This window comes from Arthrobacter sp. AOP36-C1-22, from assembly GCF_052377515.1.
Lineage (GTDB): Bacteria > Actinomycetota > Actinomycetes > Actinomycetales > Micrococcaceae > Arthrobacter_H.
Window position 1 is genome coordinate 15,060 of record NZ_JBQSWW010000008.1, and the last position, 16,561, is coordinate 31,620.

General features: G+C 65.3%; 12 protein-coding genes and 1 pseudogene. 6 read left to right on the forward strand and 7 right to left on the reverse strand.

The features are described from left to right. The first annotated feature begins 29 nt into the window (after window positions 1-29). From ACT3S6_RS06400 to ACT3S6_RS06410, 3 genes and pseudogenes are all read left to right on the forward strand, one after another. Entirely contained in the window at window positions 30-1,340 is a 1,311-nt protein-coding gene (locus tag ACT3S6_RS06400; RefSeq protein WP_013350322.1) for an ISL3-like element ISAar39 family transposase, read from the forward strand. Window positions 1,341-1,460: 120 nt separating this feature from the next. Further along, window positions 1,461-2,762: an ISL3-like element ISAar42 family transposase gene (locus tag ACT3S6_RS06405; RefSeq protein WP_069600542.1), complete on the forward strand. Its 1,302-nt coding sequence runs from the start codon at window positions 1,461-1,463 to the stop codon at window positions 2,760-2,762. 238 nt (window positions 2,763-3,000) lie between these two features. Continuing rightward, window positions 3,001-4,207 (forward strand): annotated as a pseudogene (locus ACT3S6_RS06410) (ISL3 family transposase). A 390-nt stretch (window positions 4,208-4,597) separates the two neighbouring features. Here ACT3S6_RS06410 and dld read toward each other — a convergent pair. The 3 genes from dld to ychF all read right to left on the reverse strand — a co-directional run bounded on the left by dld (window position 4,598) and on the right by ychF (window position 9,007). Beyond that, window positions 4,598-6,313, reverse strand: a complete 1,716-nt coding sequence (gene dld / locus ACT3S6_RS06415; RefSeq protein ID WP_035095247.1) for a D-lactate dehydrogenase — start codon at window positions 6,311-6,313, stop codon at window positions 4,598-4,600. Between the two features lie 393 nt (window positions 6,314-6,706). Continuing rightward, window positions 6,707-7,864, reverse strand: coding sequence for a DNA methyltransferase (locus ACT3S6_RS06420; RefSeq protein ID WP_011013961.1), 1,158 nt, complete (start codon window positions 7,862-7,864; stop codon window positions 6,707-6,709). Between the two features lie 39 nt (window positions 7,865-7,903). Then, window positions 7,904-9,007 carry a redox-regulated ATPase YchF gene (gene ychF, locus ACT3S6_RS06425; protein ID WP_444554222.1) on the reverse strand — a complete coding sequence of 368 codons (1,104 nt, stop codon included), beginning with the start codon at window positions 9,005-9,007 and terminating at the stop codon, window positions 7,904-7,906. Between the two features lie 54 nt (window positions 9,008-9,061). Between ychF and ACT3S6_RS06430 the strand changes: the two genes are divergently transcribed. Further along, window positions 9,062-10,318 carry a DNA recombination protein RmuC gene (locus tag ACT3S6_RS06430; RefSeq protein ID WP_444554223.1) on the forward strand — a complete coding sequence of 419 codons (1,257 nt, stop codon included), beginning with the start codon at window positions 9,062-9,064 and terminating at the stop codon, window positions 10,316-10,318. Window positions 10,319-10,629: 311 nt separating this feature from the next. Here ACT3S6_RS06430 and ACT3S6_RS06435 read toward each other — a convergent pair whose 3' ends face one another. Next, window positions 10,630-11,718 carry a 4-hydroxy-3-methylbut-2-enyl diphosphate reductase gene (locus ACT3S6_RS06435; protein WP_444554224.1) on the reverse strand — a complete coding sequence of 363 codons (1,089 nt, stop codon included), beginning with the start codon at window positions 11,716-11,718 and terminating at the stop codon, window positions 10,630-10,632. A gap of 10 nt (window positions 11,719-11,728) precedes the next feature. Next, on the reverse strand, window positions 11,729-12,682 hold the full coding sequence (locus ACT3S6_RS06440; protein WP_444554225.1) for a hypothetical protein: 954 nt from the start codon (window positions 12,680-12,682) through the stop codon (window positions 11,729-11,731). A gap of 144 nt (window positions 12,683-12,826) precedes the next feature. On the opposite strand from ACT3S6_RS06440, the gene xseA reads away from it, so the two are divergent. Together xseA and ACT3S6_RS06450 are read left to right on the forward strand one after the other, a co-directional pair. Continuing rightward, window positions 12,827-14,077, forward strand: coding sequence for an exodeoxyribonuclease VII large subunit (gene xseA / locus ACT3S6_RS06445; RefSeq protein WP_444554332.1), 1,251 nt, complete (start codon window positions 12,827-12,829; stop codon window positions 14,075-14,077). After that, entirely contained in the window at window positions 14,074-14,322 is a 249-nt protein-coding gene (locus ACT3S6_RS06450) for an exodeoxyribonuclease VII small subunit (protein ID WP_444554226.1), read from the forward strand. The genes xseA and ACT3S6_RS06450 overlap by 4 nt, the downstream gene beginning before the upstream one ends. Window positions 14,323-14,327: 5 nt before the next feature. Here ACT3S6_RS06450 and ACT3S6_RS06455 read toward each other — a convergent pair whose 3' ends face one another. Together ACT3S6_RS06455 and ACT3S6_RS06460 are read right to left on the reverse strand one after the other, a co-directional pair. Continuing rightward, the gene (locus tag ACT3S6_RS06455; protein WP_444554227.1) at window positions 14,328-15,230 is read right to left on the reverse strand and encodes a PPK2 family polyphosphate kinase; all 903 of its coding nucleotides are present in this window, start codon (window positions 15,228-15,230) and stop codon (window positions 14,328-14,330) included. A 114-nt stretch (window positions 15,231-15,344) separates the two neighbouring features. After that, on the reverse strand, window positions 15,345-16,559 hold the full coding sequence (locus ACT3S6_RS06460) for a pyridoxal phosphate-dependent aminotransferase (RefSeq protein WP_444554228.1): 1,215 nt from the start codon (window positions 16,557-16,559) through the stop codon (window positions 15,345-15,347). Window positions 16,560-16,561: the final 2 nt, after the last annotated feature.

A 16,561-nucleotide genomic window follows, 5' to 3' on the forward strand; every position in this document is an offset into this window, starting at 1 on the left:
CTGACGCTCGCCATCTGGAAGACCTCGACATGCCCCACGCTACCTTCTCGTCCCCTGATCTCGATGCCTTCTGCGGCCTGGACGGGCTCGGCCTCACAGCCACCGGCCAGCGCATCGAGACGGGCCAGGCAGTTCTGGAGTGCCGGGTCCTCGCGGACGATCAGTGGTGCCATCGCTGCGGCCAGGCCGGAGTTCCTCGCGGCACGGTCCTCAGGACGATCGTGCACGTCCCCCTCGGCTGGCGACCGACGATGCTGCAGGTCAGAGTGCGTCGCTACCGCTGCCCGGACTGCTGCACCGTGTGGCGTCAGGACACCACAGCCGCTGCCGCGTCCCGCACGAAGCTGTCGCGCGACGCGGTCTTCTGGGCACTCAAGAGCGTGGTCATCGACCGGATGTCGATCGCGCGGGTCGCCGAGAACCTCGGCACCGCCTGGCACACCGTGAACGACGCTGTCCTCGAAGCCGGCTCCGAGCTCCTGATCAACGATCCTGCCCGGTTCGAGGGGGTCCGGGTCCTCGGCGTGGACGAGCACGTCTGGTCCCACACCAGAGGCGGTAACAAGTACGTCACCGTGATCATCGACCTGACCCCGGTCCGCGATGGCACCGGAGCCTCGAGGCTGCTGGACATGGTCCCCGGCCGTTCGAAGAAGGTGCTCAAGACCTGGCTCGACCAGCAGGAACAGGGCTTCCGCGACCGGATCGAGACCGTGGCGATGGACGGGTTCACCGGTTTCAAGACCGCCGCTGCGGAAGAGATCCCGCAGGCCGTCGCGGTGATGGATCCGTTCCACGTCGTCGCCCTGGCCGGTGACGCACTGGACCGCTGCCGGCAACGGATCCAGCAGACCACCTGCGGGCATCGTGGCCGATCCGGGGATCCTCTCTACGGGATCCGCCGAGTCCTCCGCACCGGCGCAGACCTCCTGACCGATCGCCAGTGCGGCCGCCTGAGCAGCGTGTTCGCCGCAGACGAGCACGCCGCAGTGGAGGCGACCTGGGGCATCTACCAGCGGATCGTCCAGGCATACCGCAATCCCGATCGCGTTGCCGCCAAGCAGCAACTCACCGCCGTGATCCAGGACCTCGCCGGCAACGTTCCAGCCTCGCTGACCGAGGTCATCACGCTCGGCCGCACTCTGAAACGCCGGGCCGGGGACGTGCTGGCCTACTTCGACCGGCCCGGCACCAGCAACGGCCCAACAGAGGCTATCAATGGCCGCCTCGAGCACCTCCGTGGCACCGCGCTGGGCTTCCGCAACCTCGCCCACTACATCCTCCGATCCCTCCTCGACACCGGCGGATTCAGACCCCTGCTACACCGTCAAATGCGATGAGCCGCATAGGCTCTTCGCAGTTGACGGTGTAGTCGGGGGTGGGCGGCTGGTTCGTGGATAGACGTCGAGGTCTTCCAAGATGGAAGTTCCTACACTGCTCATCCGCCGGAAGACCTCGACTTGCACCACGCTACCTTCGCCGCGCCCGACCTGACCACGTTCTGCCGTCTCGACGAGCTCGGCCTCGAGGCCGTTGGGCAGCGTCTCGAGCCAGATCGGGCGGTGATCGAGTGCCGCGTCGTCGAGGACGACCCGTGGTGTCGGAAGTGCGGCGCCGAGGGCGCGCCACGGGACACGGTGACGCGCCCGCTGGCGCATGAACCGTTCGGGCACCGGCCGACGACGCTGCTAATCCGGGTGCGCCGCTACCGGTGCGTGTCCTGCCGCCGCACCTGGCGGCAGGACACGTCGAAGGCGGCCGCGCCCCGGGCGAAGATCTCCCGCGGCGGGATCGGGTGGGCACTCACTGCGATCGTGGTCGACCACCTCACCGTCTCGCGCGCCGCCGCCGGTCTCGGGGTGTCGTGGCACACCGCGAACACCGCGATCCTCGCCGAAGGCAAGCGGCGCCTCATCGACGACCCGGCCCGGTTCGACGGGGTCACCACGATCGGCGTCGACGAGCACGTCTGGCGACACACCCGATTCGGCGACAAGTACGTCACCGTGATCATCGACCTCACGCCCGCCCGCGAGAAGACCGGCCCCGCGCGCTTGCTGGACATGATCGAAGGCCGCTCCAAGTCCGTCTTCAAGCAGTGGCTCGCGGGCCGCCCGAAGCAGTGGCGCGACGGGATCGAGGTGGTCGCGATGGACGGGTTCAGCGGGTTCAAGACCGCCGCCGCGGAAGAGCTCCCCGACGCGGTTGCGGTGATGGACCCATTCCATGCCGTCCGTCTCGCTGGCGACGCGCTGGATGCCTGCCGGCGCCGGGTCCAGCAGGACACCACCGGGCACCGCGGGATGAAGGGCGACCCGCTCTACAAGGCCCGCCGCACCCTCCACACCGGCGCGAGCCTGCTCACCGACAAGCAGCGGGCACGCCTGGACGCGGTGTTCGCGAGCGAGGAGCATGTCGAGGTCGAGGCGACCTGGGGCATCTACCAGCGCATCGTCGCCGCCTACCGGGAACCCGACAAGAAGAAGGCCAGGCAGGCCATGCAGGCGGTGATCGCCACGATCACCACCGGGGTTCCCGCGGCGCTCGTGGAGATCCGCAAGCTCGGCCGCACCATGAAGCAACGCGCCGCCGACATCCTCGCGTTCTTCGACCGGCCCGGCACCAGCAACGGCCCGACCGAGGCGATCAACGGCCGCCTCGAACACCTCCGCGGCTCCGCGCTCGGCTTCCGCAACCTCACCCACTACATCGCCAGGTCGCTGCTCGAAGCCGGAGGGTTCAGACCTCACCTACACCCTTGATTCCGAAGAGCCGCGAAAGCCAAAGCGAAGATGGAGAAGCTCATCACCGCGCTGAGCAAGCGCGTCCCGGACGCCTTGCCCGAGCTGGCCAAGCTCGGCCGAACACTGACGAAACGGGCTCTTCACAGATGAGGGTGTAGCGCGTAGTCAAGGATCGAACGGCGTGGCGCTGCCCGGGTAGGCATCGAGGCCTTCCGATGATGGAAGTTCTCACACTGCCCATCTGGAAGACCTCGACGTGCCTGACGCTACCTTCACCGACCCTGACCTGACCATGTTCTGCCGCTTGAATGAGCTCGGCCTTGAGGCCACCGGTCAGCGCCTCGAGCCCGCCGGTGCGGTCCTGGCCTGTCGAGTCGTCGAACCCGACCGCTGGTGCCGACGCTGTGGCTGTGAAGGAACCGCGCGCGGCACGGTTGTCCGCCGGCTGGCCCACGAGCCGTTGGGGTGGCGTCCGACGACGTTGGAGGTCACGGTCCGCCGCTACCGGTGCACCGGCTGCGGCCACGTGTGGCGCCAAGACACGTCTTTGGCGGCCGAGCCACGCGCGAAGCTCTCCCGGCGAGGGCTGGCGTGGGCGCTGGAGGGCATCGTCATCGCCCACCTGACGGTCGCGCGGGTCGCTGAGGGGCTCGGGGTTGCGTGGAACACCGCCAACGATGCCGTCCTGGCCCAGGGCACACGCGTCCTGATCGAGGACCCGAACCGCTTCGACGGCGTCCGCGTGCTCGGCGTCGACGAGCACGTCTGGCGGCTCCAAGCGAGTCTTCAAGGAGTGGCTCGCCGCTCGCCCTCAGGCATGGCGTGAGGCCATCGAAGTCGTCGCGATGGATGGCTTCACCGGGTTCAAGAGCGCCACCGCCGAGGAACTGCCCGACGCGGCTGCGGTGATGGATCCCTTCCACGTCGTGCGCCTTGCCGGTGATGCCCTCGACCAGTGCCGACGCCGAGTCCAGCAGGAACTGCACGGGCACCGCGGCCGCAAAGACGACCCGCTCTACCGTGCGCGTAGAACGTTGCACACCGGCGCGGGCCTGCTCACCGACAAGCAGCAGACCCGCCTGCAGGAGCTGTTCGTGCTCGAGGAGCACGTGCCCGTCGAGGCGACCTGGGGGATCTACCAGCGGATGATCGCGGCCTACCGCGAGAAGGACCGATCCCTCGGCCGCGCGGCGATGGAGGCGCTCATCGACGCCGTCAGCCAAGACGTCCCCGCCGGGCTGGACGAGTTGCGCAAGCTCGGTCGGACCCTGAAGGCTCGCGCCACCGACGTGCTGGCCTACTTCGAGCGGCCTGGCACCAGCAATGGCCCCACAGAGGCGATCAACGGACGCCTGGAGCACCTGCGCGGCTCGGCCCTGGGCTTCCGCAACCTGACCAACTACATCGCCAGATCCCTGCTCGAGTCCGGCGGATTCAGACCTCAACTACACCCTCATCTGTGAAGAGCCGCTTTAGACATCCCTCATCGTCACGGACCACTATGAACGATGTCCCGACTCACCTATGAACGATGTCCTGAACCTACACACCTTCAGCTCCACCAATATGTTCAGGCAATGTGTTTCAGCAATAGCCTCCGGGCTCGTCGATGTGGCCGGTGGCGAGGATTTCGCCGGTGTGCCGGCCGTCGCGGGTCAGCTGACGGCGTGAGGCGATGACCCGTTCTCGGACCGGGCGCGGCCCTCGCCGCCACGCGATTCTATGGCCTGCCCAGCCTCTGACCGATGTCTCGACTCATCCGTCCCGGTGGACCTAGGGAGTCGAGCCCTAGGTCCACCCGAGATGGATAAGACATCGCTCAGGCTCTCACGGCGTCGCGCTACCTTGGGGACTTAGGCCCAGTCCTTGTGCGGCGACGTGCCGCCGATACCGGCGTTGAACGTATTCGTCGGATCGAGCTCCTTGAAGTGCTCTTCCATGGACTCCGGCAGCTTGTAGATGCGACCGTAGTTGTGCTCGGCGGGCAGCTTCGCGCCGCGCTCCTCCAGCAGGTGCTGGATGCGGTCGTGCAGCGCCTCGGGATCCACGCCCTGCTTGGCGACATAGTCCTGGTGCATCACATGGCAGAAGAAGTGCCCGTAATACGCCTTGACCTCAAGCTGGTCGTCGATCTCCTCCGGCAGCACCTCGAGCCAGTTCCAATCGTCGCGACGCAGGGCCACATCGATGGGGATGAGCCCTGCGATGTGCCGGCGCTTCAACGCGGCGTAGCGAGTGGCGGCACTGGCCGCGCCGAACCGGTTGAGCGACGCGCTCTTTTCTTCATCAGACGTGCAGATGAAGAACTCACCAGTGTGCTCGGGCTCTGCGAAGAACTCCTTGAGCATCTTCTCGCTCGCGGCCTTCTGCGACTCGCTGACGGTGAGCAGCAGGTGATGCTCGAAACGGTTGCGGTACTCCATCATGCGCTTGGGCAGCTGGTTGGGCAGCACGCTGAACATGGCTTGCGATACCGTGTCGGCGAAGGTCGGACCAATGCCGGGAATCTTCGAGAACAAGCCGTTGGCCCACGTCTTGAACGAGAACATGCGCGTCTGCAGCGCTGGACTCATGAACTTCAGGAAGACGAAGGTGTCTTTGCCGTACTTCTCGGCCAAGTCGAAGGCACTGCGGCCCATGTACTCACCAGAGATAGGCAGCGGCATGTCGGCTTCGAGGAACAACCGACGGATCTCTTCGAGCTCGTGCGTGTTGTTCGTGCCGATGTAAAGCACGGTCGGGTGCACTTCGCGAGGGAAGGTGCGGGTGCGCACCGCGAACACCATCAGCTTGCCGGCCGAGCCGGAAGCCTCGAACAGGTACTCGGGGTTCGCATTGTAGCGAGCAGGCGAAGGCACGATCTTGCGCAAGTGCTCGGCGTACTCGGTCTCGTTCGAGTCTTCGGGAGCTGGGGTGACATCCTCGGGAGACCACTCGCCGCGCTGTAGACGGTCGAGTGCGACCTCAGGGTCGTCTCCGAGCGAGATGCCCAGGTGATTGACCAGCTCGACCTTGCCGTCGTCGTTGACGCGGGCGAAGATCGCTTCGCGCGTGAATGCCGGACCCTTGCGAATCTGGCTGCCGCCCGAGTTGTTCGCGATGCCGCCGATGACCGAGGCGCCGATTGATGTCGACCCGATCACCGAGTGCGGCTCGCGCTGGTGCTTGGCGAGCGCGTCGGTCAGGTGTGTCAGCGGGGTGCCCGCGAGCGAGATCGCCTCGCGCGCGTCGTTGATGAGGTGCACCTCATCGATGCGGTGAGTCGAGATGATCACAATGGGGCGATCGTAGTCTTGGAAGCCGGGGCCGGATCCACCAGTCAGGCCCGTGTTCGATGCCTGCGGGATGACGATGAGGTTGTTGTCGACGGATACCTGCAGCGCCCGCCACATCTCGACCAGCGTGCCGGGGCGCACCACGGCGAAGACTGGTCCTCCGCCGAATCGATAGCCTTTGCTGAATGGCATCGTGGCACGCTCAGAGGTCAGTACATGTTCGTCGCCGACGATTCTCTTGAACGCATCGATCGCTTCGTGCGAAGTCGTGGTGGTCTGTCCTGGTTGCGTCATCTCTAAGCTTCCTATATTCAGTTGCATCACAAGTGCGTCATGATGCTGAGGGGATGTCGCCTTGATCCGAGCTAGTCCGCGGTCGTTCATTTTTTGATGGGCGGGGAAACGAGCCAGGGGGACGACGTCTGCGACCGTCTGCCCGGAAGCTCGCTACGGCGTCCAAGGAGTGTGCGTGTGCGTATGCATGTGCATACGCGCATCCTCATTGTACAAGATGCGCATCAGATAGTTTCGGACCGCGGTACTTTCGGACTCCGGTAGGTTCGGACCGCGATAGTTCGGACCGCGATAGTTCGGACCGCGATGTCGGCCACTGCCCTCACCCCATAGATCGACGCAGCAATCAGACTCGCCTAGCGCCGCTTGAACCGTCCCAGGTTTGGTGGCTCTTCACAGATGAGGGTGTAGCGCGTAGTCAAGGATCGAACGGCGTGGCGCTGCCCGGGTAGGCCCCTCCTTCATGTCCCGCCTAATAGGCCAGATCGGCGTCAGGCCATCCTGCGGACTGAAGTCAGGAGTTTCGTCAAGTGGCAATGCTTCGCCCGCGTGGCTGAGTCGCCCAGTCGACTCATCGAACCACACCGGATAGAACATATCTTTACGGTCAGCTCGAAGCGAGTCGTCGCCCGACCGCAAGAGCCCCTTCCATCGAGGCCTCTGCAGTTCCCCTTCAGCATCGGCCATGTCTCGATGCGTCAGAAGGTCGTCATCGACCGAACCGATTCGCGCGTCAGGACCAAATACAAAGAACGCATACTCTTCGACCCTCGAAAGATATCCCTGAGTAACGCCTTTAGGGTTGTTGACAATTGTGACGAGTTGCCGCGTAGATTCCGGGAAGAGCTGATCTAGCAACACGCCCAAACGGTTTACTTCATGCTCATCGATAGTTGCCACAAGAGTAGCATCGCTACGCATGAGCTCCCGACAGATCTTCAACCGTCGCTCCATGAACGCCAGCCATTTCGAGTGTCGATAGTCGTCATCACTCGCGACGTAATCGTTGTCGTACTTCCAGTCCCTCGCCCCGGTGTTGTACGGCGGGTCGATGTAGATGGCGTCGATGGAATGCCGGTGCGTATAGGTCAGCATCTCCAGCGCGTGGTAGTTCTCAGCGTTGACGACCGTGTGGAACGGCTTGTCGCCGCCCCGCTCAACCCTGCCTGTCTCCACCAGGCCGGGGTAGATGCGATCCCGGAACTCCGCGACGACCACCACGTCGTCGGCAAGCACTGCCCGAGTCTCGGGTTCTTCGACGTCGAGCTCCGCGAGATGAGCCACACGCTGCCCGTCGACGCACTCGATCCGAGTTGTCCGCCACAGCCGTTGGTCACCTGCCTTTGTCCCCCCTCGCGGAGGCAGCACCCGCACCTTGTCGCCGCGACGGACGACCCTGCCGGGCAGCTCGACAGCCTCAGGCTGATGCTGCTCAAAGACGAGCCCGAAGGTGCGACGCTTGGTCAGCGCAGCGACCTCGGCTTCCAGGTCAGTACCAAGTTGCGCGTCCGCCTTGCGCACCTGCCGCAGCAGTTCCGTCAGTCTCGACACGGATAGGGCTCCTTCGTCATCATCCGTAGCGCGTCCGGGCTATTTCTTACTTCCAGACGTAAGTCCCGTCCGGAACTCCACGACGTCGCCGTCCTTCATGATGTATTCCTTGCCTTCGATACGTGCCTTGCCGGCGGCCTTGGCGGCAGCGGTTGACCCGGCAGCGACCAGGTCTTCGAAACCAATGATTTCGGCCTTGATGAATCCTCGCTGGAAGTCGGTGTGGATGACTCCGGCTGCCTGAGGCGCGGTGGCCCCCTGCGGGATCGTCCAGGCACGTGATTCCTTCGGGCCTGCCGTCAAATAAGTCTGCAGCCCCAAGGTGTTGAACCCGACGCGGGCCAACTGATCCAGGCCGGACTCCTCATAGCCGGCGTCGGCCAGCATCTCCGCGGCTTCGTCCTCTTCGAGTTCGACCAGGTCGGATTCGAACTGGGCATCCAGGAAGATCGCCTCGGCCGGAGCCACGAGTTCACTCAGTCGGGTGCGCAGGGCCTCGTCGGCGAGGGCTTCTTCGTCCATGTTGAAGACGTAGATGAATGGCTTGGTGGTCATGAGCTGCAGCGAAGCGATCTCGGCGAGATCGAGCTTGGCTGCTGCGGCGCCGGCGTAGAGCGTGGTGCCCGTTTCCAGCACTTCCTGCGCCGTCTTGATGGCTGCCAGCAACGAGGCGTCGGCCTTCTTGGCCTTGACTTCCTTCTCCAGCCGCGGCAGCTGGTTTTCAATCGTCTGCATGTCGGCCAGGATCAGCTCCGTGGCGACGGTGTCGATGTCTCCGGCGGGGTCGATTTCTCCGTTGACGTGGACCACGTCAGGATCAGCAAACGCCCGGGTGACCTGGCAGATGGCGTCTGCTTCGCGGATGTTGGCCAGGAACTTATTGCCCAGCCCCTCCCCCTCGGAGGCGCCCTTGACGATTCCGGCGATGTCCACGAACGACACCGTTGCCGGCAGGATGCGCTCGGATCCGAAGATCCCGGCGAGGACCTTCAGCCGCTCATCCGGCAGGGGGACGACGCCGACGTTGGGCTCGATCGTGGCGAACGGGTAGTTCGCCGCGAGAACCTGCGCGCGGGTCAGTGCATTGAACATGGTTGACTTGCCGACATTGGGCAGTCCGACGATTCCGATAGTAAGTGCCACGGGAGACAACTCTACCTGCCGCAATGTGTCGGCGCGGACTGGCACAGTGGACCCATGGACGCTTTTGCATGGGTTGTGTCGACTCTCACGTTGTTATTGGGCCTGGTTCTCGGGGCTTTCGGCCTCTGGATGCTCGGGCTCAGGGACCGTTTTTCCGTCCTCAATCACGAGAACCGCACGGCCACGCAGGAACTCGCCACCGCCGAATCGGCGTTGGCGACCGCACACAGCCACATTGATTCGCTCCAGTCCCGGCAGGACGCTGAACGCCAACGCGACGGCGACGAACGGAAGGTGCTGCAGGTGTTGGCTCCCGTGGCGGAGAAGCTCCAGCAGGTCCAGCAGCAGGTGACGGTCCTCGAACGTGACCGGGTCGAGCAATACGGCCAGCTCAGCCAGCAGTTGAACATGGCAGCCGAGCAAGACGCCGCCATTTTGAGGACGACGTCGTCACTGGCCGGGGCCTTGCGCAACACGTCGGCGCGGGGCACCTGGGGCGAGGTCCAGCTACGCCGGGTGGTGGAAGCAGCGGGGATGCTGTCCCGGGTGGATTTCAACGAGCAGGTCACCACGTCCGACGGCAAGCGCCCCGACATGGTCATCACCCTGCCCGGCGGCAAATCCGTCGTTGTCGATTCAAAGGTCCCGCTCAATTCCTACCTATTGGCCCAGGAGATTGATCTCCTGGCGGAACCGTCACGGGAGGCCGAACGGCGGACGCTGCTCGAAGCCCATGCCAAGGCCCTGCGGGCGCATGTCGACGATCTGGGGTCGAAGGCCTATTGGGAATCCCTGGCCGCCAGCCCTGAATTGGTGGTCTGCTTCCTACCGGCGGAATCCTTCCTCGCCGCAGCAGTCACCAGTGATCCGGAGCTCCTCGATCATGCGTTCTCCAAGAACGTCGCCCTGGCCGCACCGGCCACGTTGCTCTCCATCCTCAAGGGCTTGTCCTTCGCCTGGCGCCAGGAATTGCTCACGGAAAACGCCAGGGCCCTCTTCGACGAATCCAAGGACCTTTACAACCGCTTGGGCACGTTGGGATCCCATGTGACGAAGTTGGGATCCTCGCTGAAGTCCAGCGTTGAACGCTACAACTCGTTCGTCGGAACCCTTGAGTCCAGGGTCCTGCCCTCGGTACGTCGGATCCAGAACCTGGACCCGGGCCATGGGTTGTCCTCCACCGATGGAGCCGGGCTGTCCGTGCCGCCCCTGGAGTCCACTCCCCGGGTCCTCAGTGCCAGTGAGCTCCTGCAGGCCGAGCGGCCCACGCAGGAGCAGCCCGCGGAACCACGCAGCGGGGCAGGTGCTTAGACGGCAGGATCCGATGCCGCACGCCGGGCCCCGTGGGGGGAATCGTCCACAATGTTGCGTACGGTGGATTTCCGCCTAATCGCACGGCGGCCGGGGCCGGTCGCATCGAGCGCCTATTTCCCCGGGACGTTCCCAGGATCCCCGGCAGGTCCGTCGAAGTCCGCCATCGGTACCTTCGAGCGGGTTGGTCCATTGGATGAGGGCGGCACCCCGCTCCGGGTCCGCCACTTCCGTACCGGCCGCATCGAAGACGTGCGCCTTGGTGCCGTTCGATGCGGTCATGACGTGCTTCTCGTGCGGCGCAGGTACGCCTAGTTCGCGGTTCCGTGCCCGCCAAGTCCGGTCGAGGTGTCGCCGGCTTCCTTGAGCTTGGCCCGCAGTTCCTTGGGCAGCGAGAAGATGATGTCCTCCTGCGCGGTGACGATCTCCTCGACGGGACCGAACCCGTAATCGGCGAGTAGTTCGAGCACCTCGTAGACGAGGACTTCGGGAACCGAGGCGCCCGAAGAGATCCCCACGCTGGAGATGCCTTCGAACCATGCCTCGTCGATCTCATGGGCGAAGTCGACCCGGTGGGCGTATTTGGCCCCGTATTCAAGGGCGACCTCGACCAGACGCACGGAGTTGGAGGAGTTGGACGAGCCAACGACGATCACCAGTTCCGCCTCGGGGGCGATCTTCTTGATCGCCGTCTGGCGGTTGGAGGTGGCATAGCAGATATCGTCACTGGGCGGATCCTGGAGTTTCGGGAACCGCTCGCGCAGGATATCCACCATTTCCAGCGTCTCGTCGACCGACAAGGTCGTCTGCGAGAGCCAGATCAGGTGCTCCGGATCCTCGACTTCGACGGTACGGGCCTCCGCCGGGTTGTTCACGATCGTGATGCTCTCCGGGGCCTCCCCGTAGGTCCCTTCGACCTCTTCGTGGTCGGCATGGCCGATGAGCAGGATGTGGTTCTTGGCCTTGGCGAACCGGACGGCTTCGCGGTGGACCTTGGTGACCAGGGGGCAGGTCGCGTCGATGGTCCGCAGATTGCGGTCTTCGGCGGACTGGACGACGGCGGGGCTCACCCCGTGGGCCGAGAACACGACGAGCGCGCCTTCGGGGACCTCGTCGGTCTCCTCGACGAAGATGGCTCCGCGTTCCTCCAATGTGGACACGACGTGGACGTTGTGCACGATCTGTTTACGGACATACACCGGGGCCCCATAATGTTCCAGGGCCTTTTCCACGGCGATCACCGCCCGATCAACGCCGGCGCAATAACCCCGCGGGGCGGCCAGAAGGACCCTCTTGGGTCCCTCAACGGGGGCAACGGCGGCTACCTCCTCGGGCGAACGACGACGACGGGGCACCTGTGGCATGGGCACGGAAACCGGGGCGGCAGAACTGATGGACATGCCATCCATGCTATCCGTTCCTGCCACGACCCACGAGGAGCCGGATCACAACCCCGCCAATCAGGACCACTACCCCACCCACCAGTGAGGCCGTTCCGACGCCCTGCACCTGCTCCGCCAGCCCGGTCATGATCCGGGATCCGGCCACCGCGCCCAGCCCCTCCGAGGCCTGGACCGCGCCGTCCGGGGCGAGACGCTCCGCCAGGATCAACAGGGCCGCCGACCAGAGGCAGACGACCGCTCCTCCCAGGGCGACGACCCCTCCCCGGGACCGGGGCCGGGCCAGCACCAGTCCGGCTAATGCCAGGATCGCCGAGCCAACGGCGGCCCATCCCCAGGAACCAGCCAGCCATACCGTCGTGGCCACCCGTTGCGCCACCGTCGGATCGGCGGACGGGAGATCCAGGGGAACGGAGGCAGTGATGTCCTGGCCCAGCGAATCGATCACCAGCCCCAGCCCCACCCCGGGGGCCGCCTCCTTGAGGCCCTCGACGCCGAGATCGACCACGGGGCCGAGTTCAAGGGTGGCCGGCGCCGTTTCCGCCGCGCCGTTCCGCACCGCGGAGAGCCGATCCACATAGGCCTGTCGGGATTCATCGATGCTTTCAAGCCAGGCCGGCTCGAAACCTTCACTGTCCAGCACCACCTCCACGGCCCGTGCACTGGCCTTGTTCAGCGGCTCGACCAACATCTCGGGTACTTCGATGCTGCCGGGAAGGGCCTCGTGGATTCCATCGATCATCACCTGCGGCAGTGCGTCCCTGACGTCCTGGTCTGTGGGGAGGCCCCCGGCGATCTCACGGGCCGGTCCGGCGGTGTGTGCGATTCGATCGATGGAGGATCCGGTGACGGCCCCGCCAGCCAGAAGCGCCGACAGGATCATGAGCACCACGGGTCCGATGGAGCGCACGGCCTCCCCTTCCCGGATGGTTTGCCTCGGCACGCCCGGCCGGGCGTACGCCATTTATCCCAGCCTACTGGTATGCATGTACATGGGCCCGGACGACTGCCGGAGCCGCAACGAGACCGGGGAGCAAGAGCCGTGGAGAACCCGAACCCGTCCGCCGCCGCGGGACGGCAGCCCGATGGCGGAGCCATCTTGCCCCCGATGGCCGGTGACACCAGCCCCGACGCCCCCTGGCCGCTGCGGGTCTTCTCCGAAAAGCTCAAGCAGCATGTCGAACGGGCGCCGGCGGCCTGGATCGAAGGCCAGCTCCTCGAAGCCAATGTCCGCAACGGCCACGCCTATCTGACCATGCGCGATGTCGACGTCGAATATTCACTCTCGGTCAACGTCTGGTCCTCGGTGATGCGCCGGCTGGAGACCAAACCCGAGGTCGGCTCCCGGGTGGTGGCCCGGGTGGCCCCGAACCTTTATCTGAAGACCGGCCGCCTGTCGATGATCGCCTCGGACGTGCGGCCCGTCGGGTTGGGCGATCTGCTCGCCCGGCTCGAACGGCTGCGCCATGCCCTGGCCGGAGAGGGACTCTTCGACCCGTCCCGGAAACTCCGGCTTCCGCTGCTACCGCAACGGATCGGTTTGATCACAGGGCGTGACTCGGACGCGGAAAAGGACGTCATCCGCAATTCCACGCTGCGCTGGCCGGCCGTGGACTTCACGGTTCGCAACACCGCGGTGCAGGGGGTCAATGCCGTTCCCGAAGTCATCGCCGCGCTCTGGGAGCTCGATGCCGACCCGGAGGTCGATCTGATTGTCATCGCCCGCGGTGGCGGTGCGCTGGAGGATCTATTGCCCTTCAGCGCCGAGGAACTCGTCCGTGCGGTCGCCGCGGCGACGACGCCTGTGGTCAGCGCGATCGGACACGAAGCCGATCGGCCGATCCTCGACGACGTGGCCGATTTGCGGGCCTCCACGCCCACGGACGCCGCCAAGCGGATCGTCCCGGATCTGGCCGAGGAGTTGCAGGGGATCGAGCAGGCCCGGCAGCGGCTGGACCGCTCGGTGGTGTTGTTCCTGGACCGTGCGTCCCACCAGCTCGAATCCCTGCGTACCCGGCCGGTCCTTTCCCATCCGGAGGGCATGGTGCAGGTCAGGAGCGAGGACCTGGAGCGTCTGCGTGAAAGATCGCATCGTTCCATCGATACGTTGGTGCGGCGCGGGCGTGATGCCGTGGCGCATCTGCGGGCCCAGGTCAGGGCACTGTCACCGCAACAGACCCTGGACCGGGGGTATGCGGTCGTCCAGACAGCCCACGGTGCCGTGGTCCGCTCCCCCGCCGATGCTCCCCCCGACACCGAGCTGGCCATCCGGCTGGCCCGGGGGAAACTCACCGCCGTCGTCCTGTCGGGGCAGGACGACGACCAGGACACGATGCACGACAGGAAGGCACCACAATGACAGAGACGGACTCCACCGGCGATATCGCAGCGCTGAGCTACGAACAGGCCCGTGAGGAACTGGTGGCCGTGGTGGCCCAGCTCGAAGCAGGCGGGGCCAGCCTCGAGCAGTCGTTGGCCCTCTGGGAGCGTGGCGAGGCGCTGGCCGCCCGCTGTGAGGCCTGGCTCGAAGGCGCCCGGGAACGCCTGGACGCCGCCCGCAACCGGGCCGGTCGTGGCGACGCCGAGGAGACGGCGGGCAGCTGATCGGCTCAGCCGACGTCCTTGGACTCCTTGAGCCGGAGACGTTCGGCGTCCACATCGAAGCGGGCGGCAGGCCATTGCGGGTCCATCCCCGCCAGGGTCTCGAGCAGCAGATGCTGCACGGCCACCCGGGCATACCATTTGCGGTTGGCCGGCACGACGTACCACGGGGCATGATCCGCATCGGTTTCCTCGATGACCCGCTGGTAGGCCTGCATGTACTCCTCCCAGAGGAGCCGGTCATCGATGTCGTCGGGGGCGAACTTCCAGTATTTGTCCTTGCGGTCCAGTCGCTTCGCCAAACGCTGGTACTGCTCCTGCGGTGAAATATGGAGCATGACCTTGATGATGCGAGTGCCTTCAGCGGCGATGCGTTCCTCGAACTCGCGGATCGCCCCGTAACGCCGTTCGATTTCCTCGTCGGTGGCCAAGGACCTCACCCGTCCGATGAGCACGTCCTCGTAATGCGATCTGTCGAAGACCCCGATCATGCCCGCATGCGGCAGACGGCGTTCGATCCGCCACAGGAAGTCGTGGCGTTTCTCGGCCGCCGTCGGCGCCTTGAACGATTGCAGCTCCACCCCCTGCGGGTCCACGGATCCGATGACGTGGCGCACGATCCCGCCCTTGCCGGCGGTGTCCATGGCCTGCAGGACCAACAACACCCGTTCGGTGGCGTCGCCGCCGATCGCCTGCGCGTAGAGGCGTTCCTGCAGGTCGTCGAGGCGTTCATCGGCGGCGGCCAACGCCTTCCGCCCGTCCTTCTTGCTCCCGGGGAAGCCGGGTTTCGCCCCGGGGTCGGCATCCTGCAGGGAGAAGCCCCGGCCGGCCCGCAACAGGGCCGATAGCGGGTGGGTGACCCCGAAGGAGGCCCCCGGGAAACCCTGGGATTTCTTGTGCTTCTTGCCCATATGAGGCCCCTTAGCGGTTCGCTCGTCCGGCGGCACCTCCACCGTGCGGTCCACTATGCCATCCGGGGCCCTGCGCGGATAGCGACGGGAGCACGGCGGTGGGGCGGAACCGGCTCAGCGGCGGATGTCATCCAGGAACTCGGCGATCCGTCCGATGGCCTCCTCCAGGTCAGGCACCGACGGCAGGGTGACCAGCCGAAAATGGTCGGAGGTGATCCAGTTGAAGGCCCGCCCGTGGGAGATGAGGATCTTCTGCTGTTTGAGCAGATCCAGGGCGAACTGCTCGTCGTTGTCGAAACGGAAGACCTCCCGGTCCAGTTTCGGGAACAGGTACATCGCTCCCTGGGCCTGCTGGACCGAGACGCCGTCGATCTCGTTGAGCAACCGGTAGGCGGTGTCGCGCTGTTCCTTGAGCCGGCCTCCGGGCAGCAGGAAGTCGTTGATCGACTGGTATCCGCCCAGGGCCGTCTGGATGGCGTGTTGTGCCGGGACGTTGGCGCAGAGGCGCATGTTCGTCAGCAGGTTGATGCCTTCGATGTAGTCCGCGGCCAGATGCCGGGGCCCGGAGATGGCCATCCACCCGGCCCGGAAACCGCAGACCCGGTAGGCCTTGGAGAGCCCGGAGAAGGTCATGATCAGGACGTCGTCGGCCAGGGCCGCCGTGTTGTGGTGCACCGCGTCGTCGTAGAGGATCTTTTCGTAGATCTCGTCGGAGAAGACGATCAGTGAATGTTTGCGGGCCAGCTCGAGCATCCCCTCCAGCACATGCTTGGGGTAGACCGCACCGGTGGGGTTGTTCGGGTTGATGATCACCAGGCCCTTGGTGCGCGGGGTGATCTTCGCTTCGATGTCCTCCAGATCCGGGAGCCAGCCCTCCTCTTCGACGCTGAGGTAGTGCACGGGGGTGCCCCCGGCCAGCGACACCGAGGCCGTCCACAGCGGGTAGTCCGGGGCCGGGATGAGGATCTCGTCGCCGTTGTTCAACAGGGCATTCAGGCTCAGCGTGATCAATTCGGAGACCCCGTTGCCCAGATAGACGTCATCGACGCCGATCGTCTGGATGCCCCGGGTCTGGTAATACTGCGAGACCGCCGTCCGGGCGGAGAAGATGCCGCGCGAATCCGAATAACCCTGCGCCTGGGGCAGGTTGCGGATGATGTCCACCAGGATCGAGTCGGGGGCGTCGAACCCGAAGGGTGCCGGGTTGCCGATGTTCAGCTTCAGGATCCGGTGGCCCTCGGATTCCATCCGTTGGGCGTGCTCGAGCAGCGGGCCGCGGATGTCGTAGAGGACGTTGTGGAGCTTATTGGACTGCTTGAACTCGGGCATTG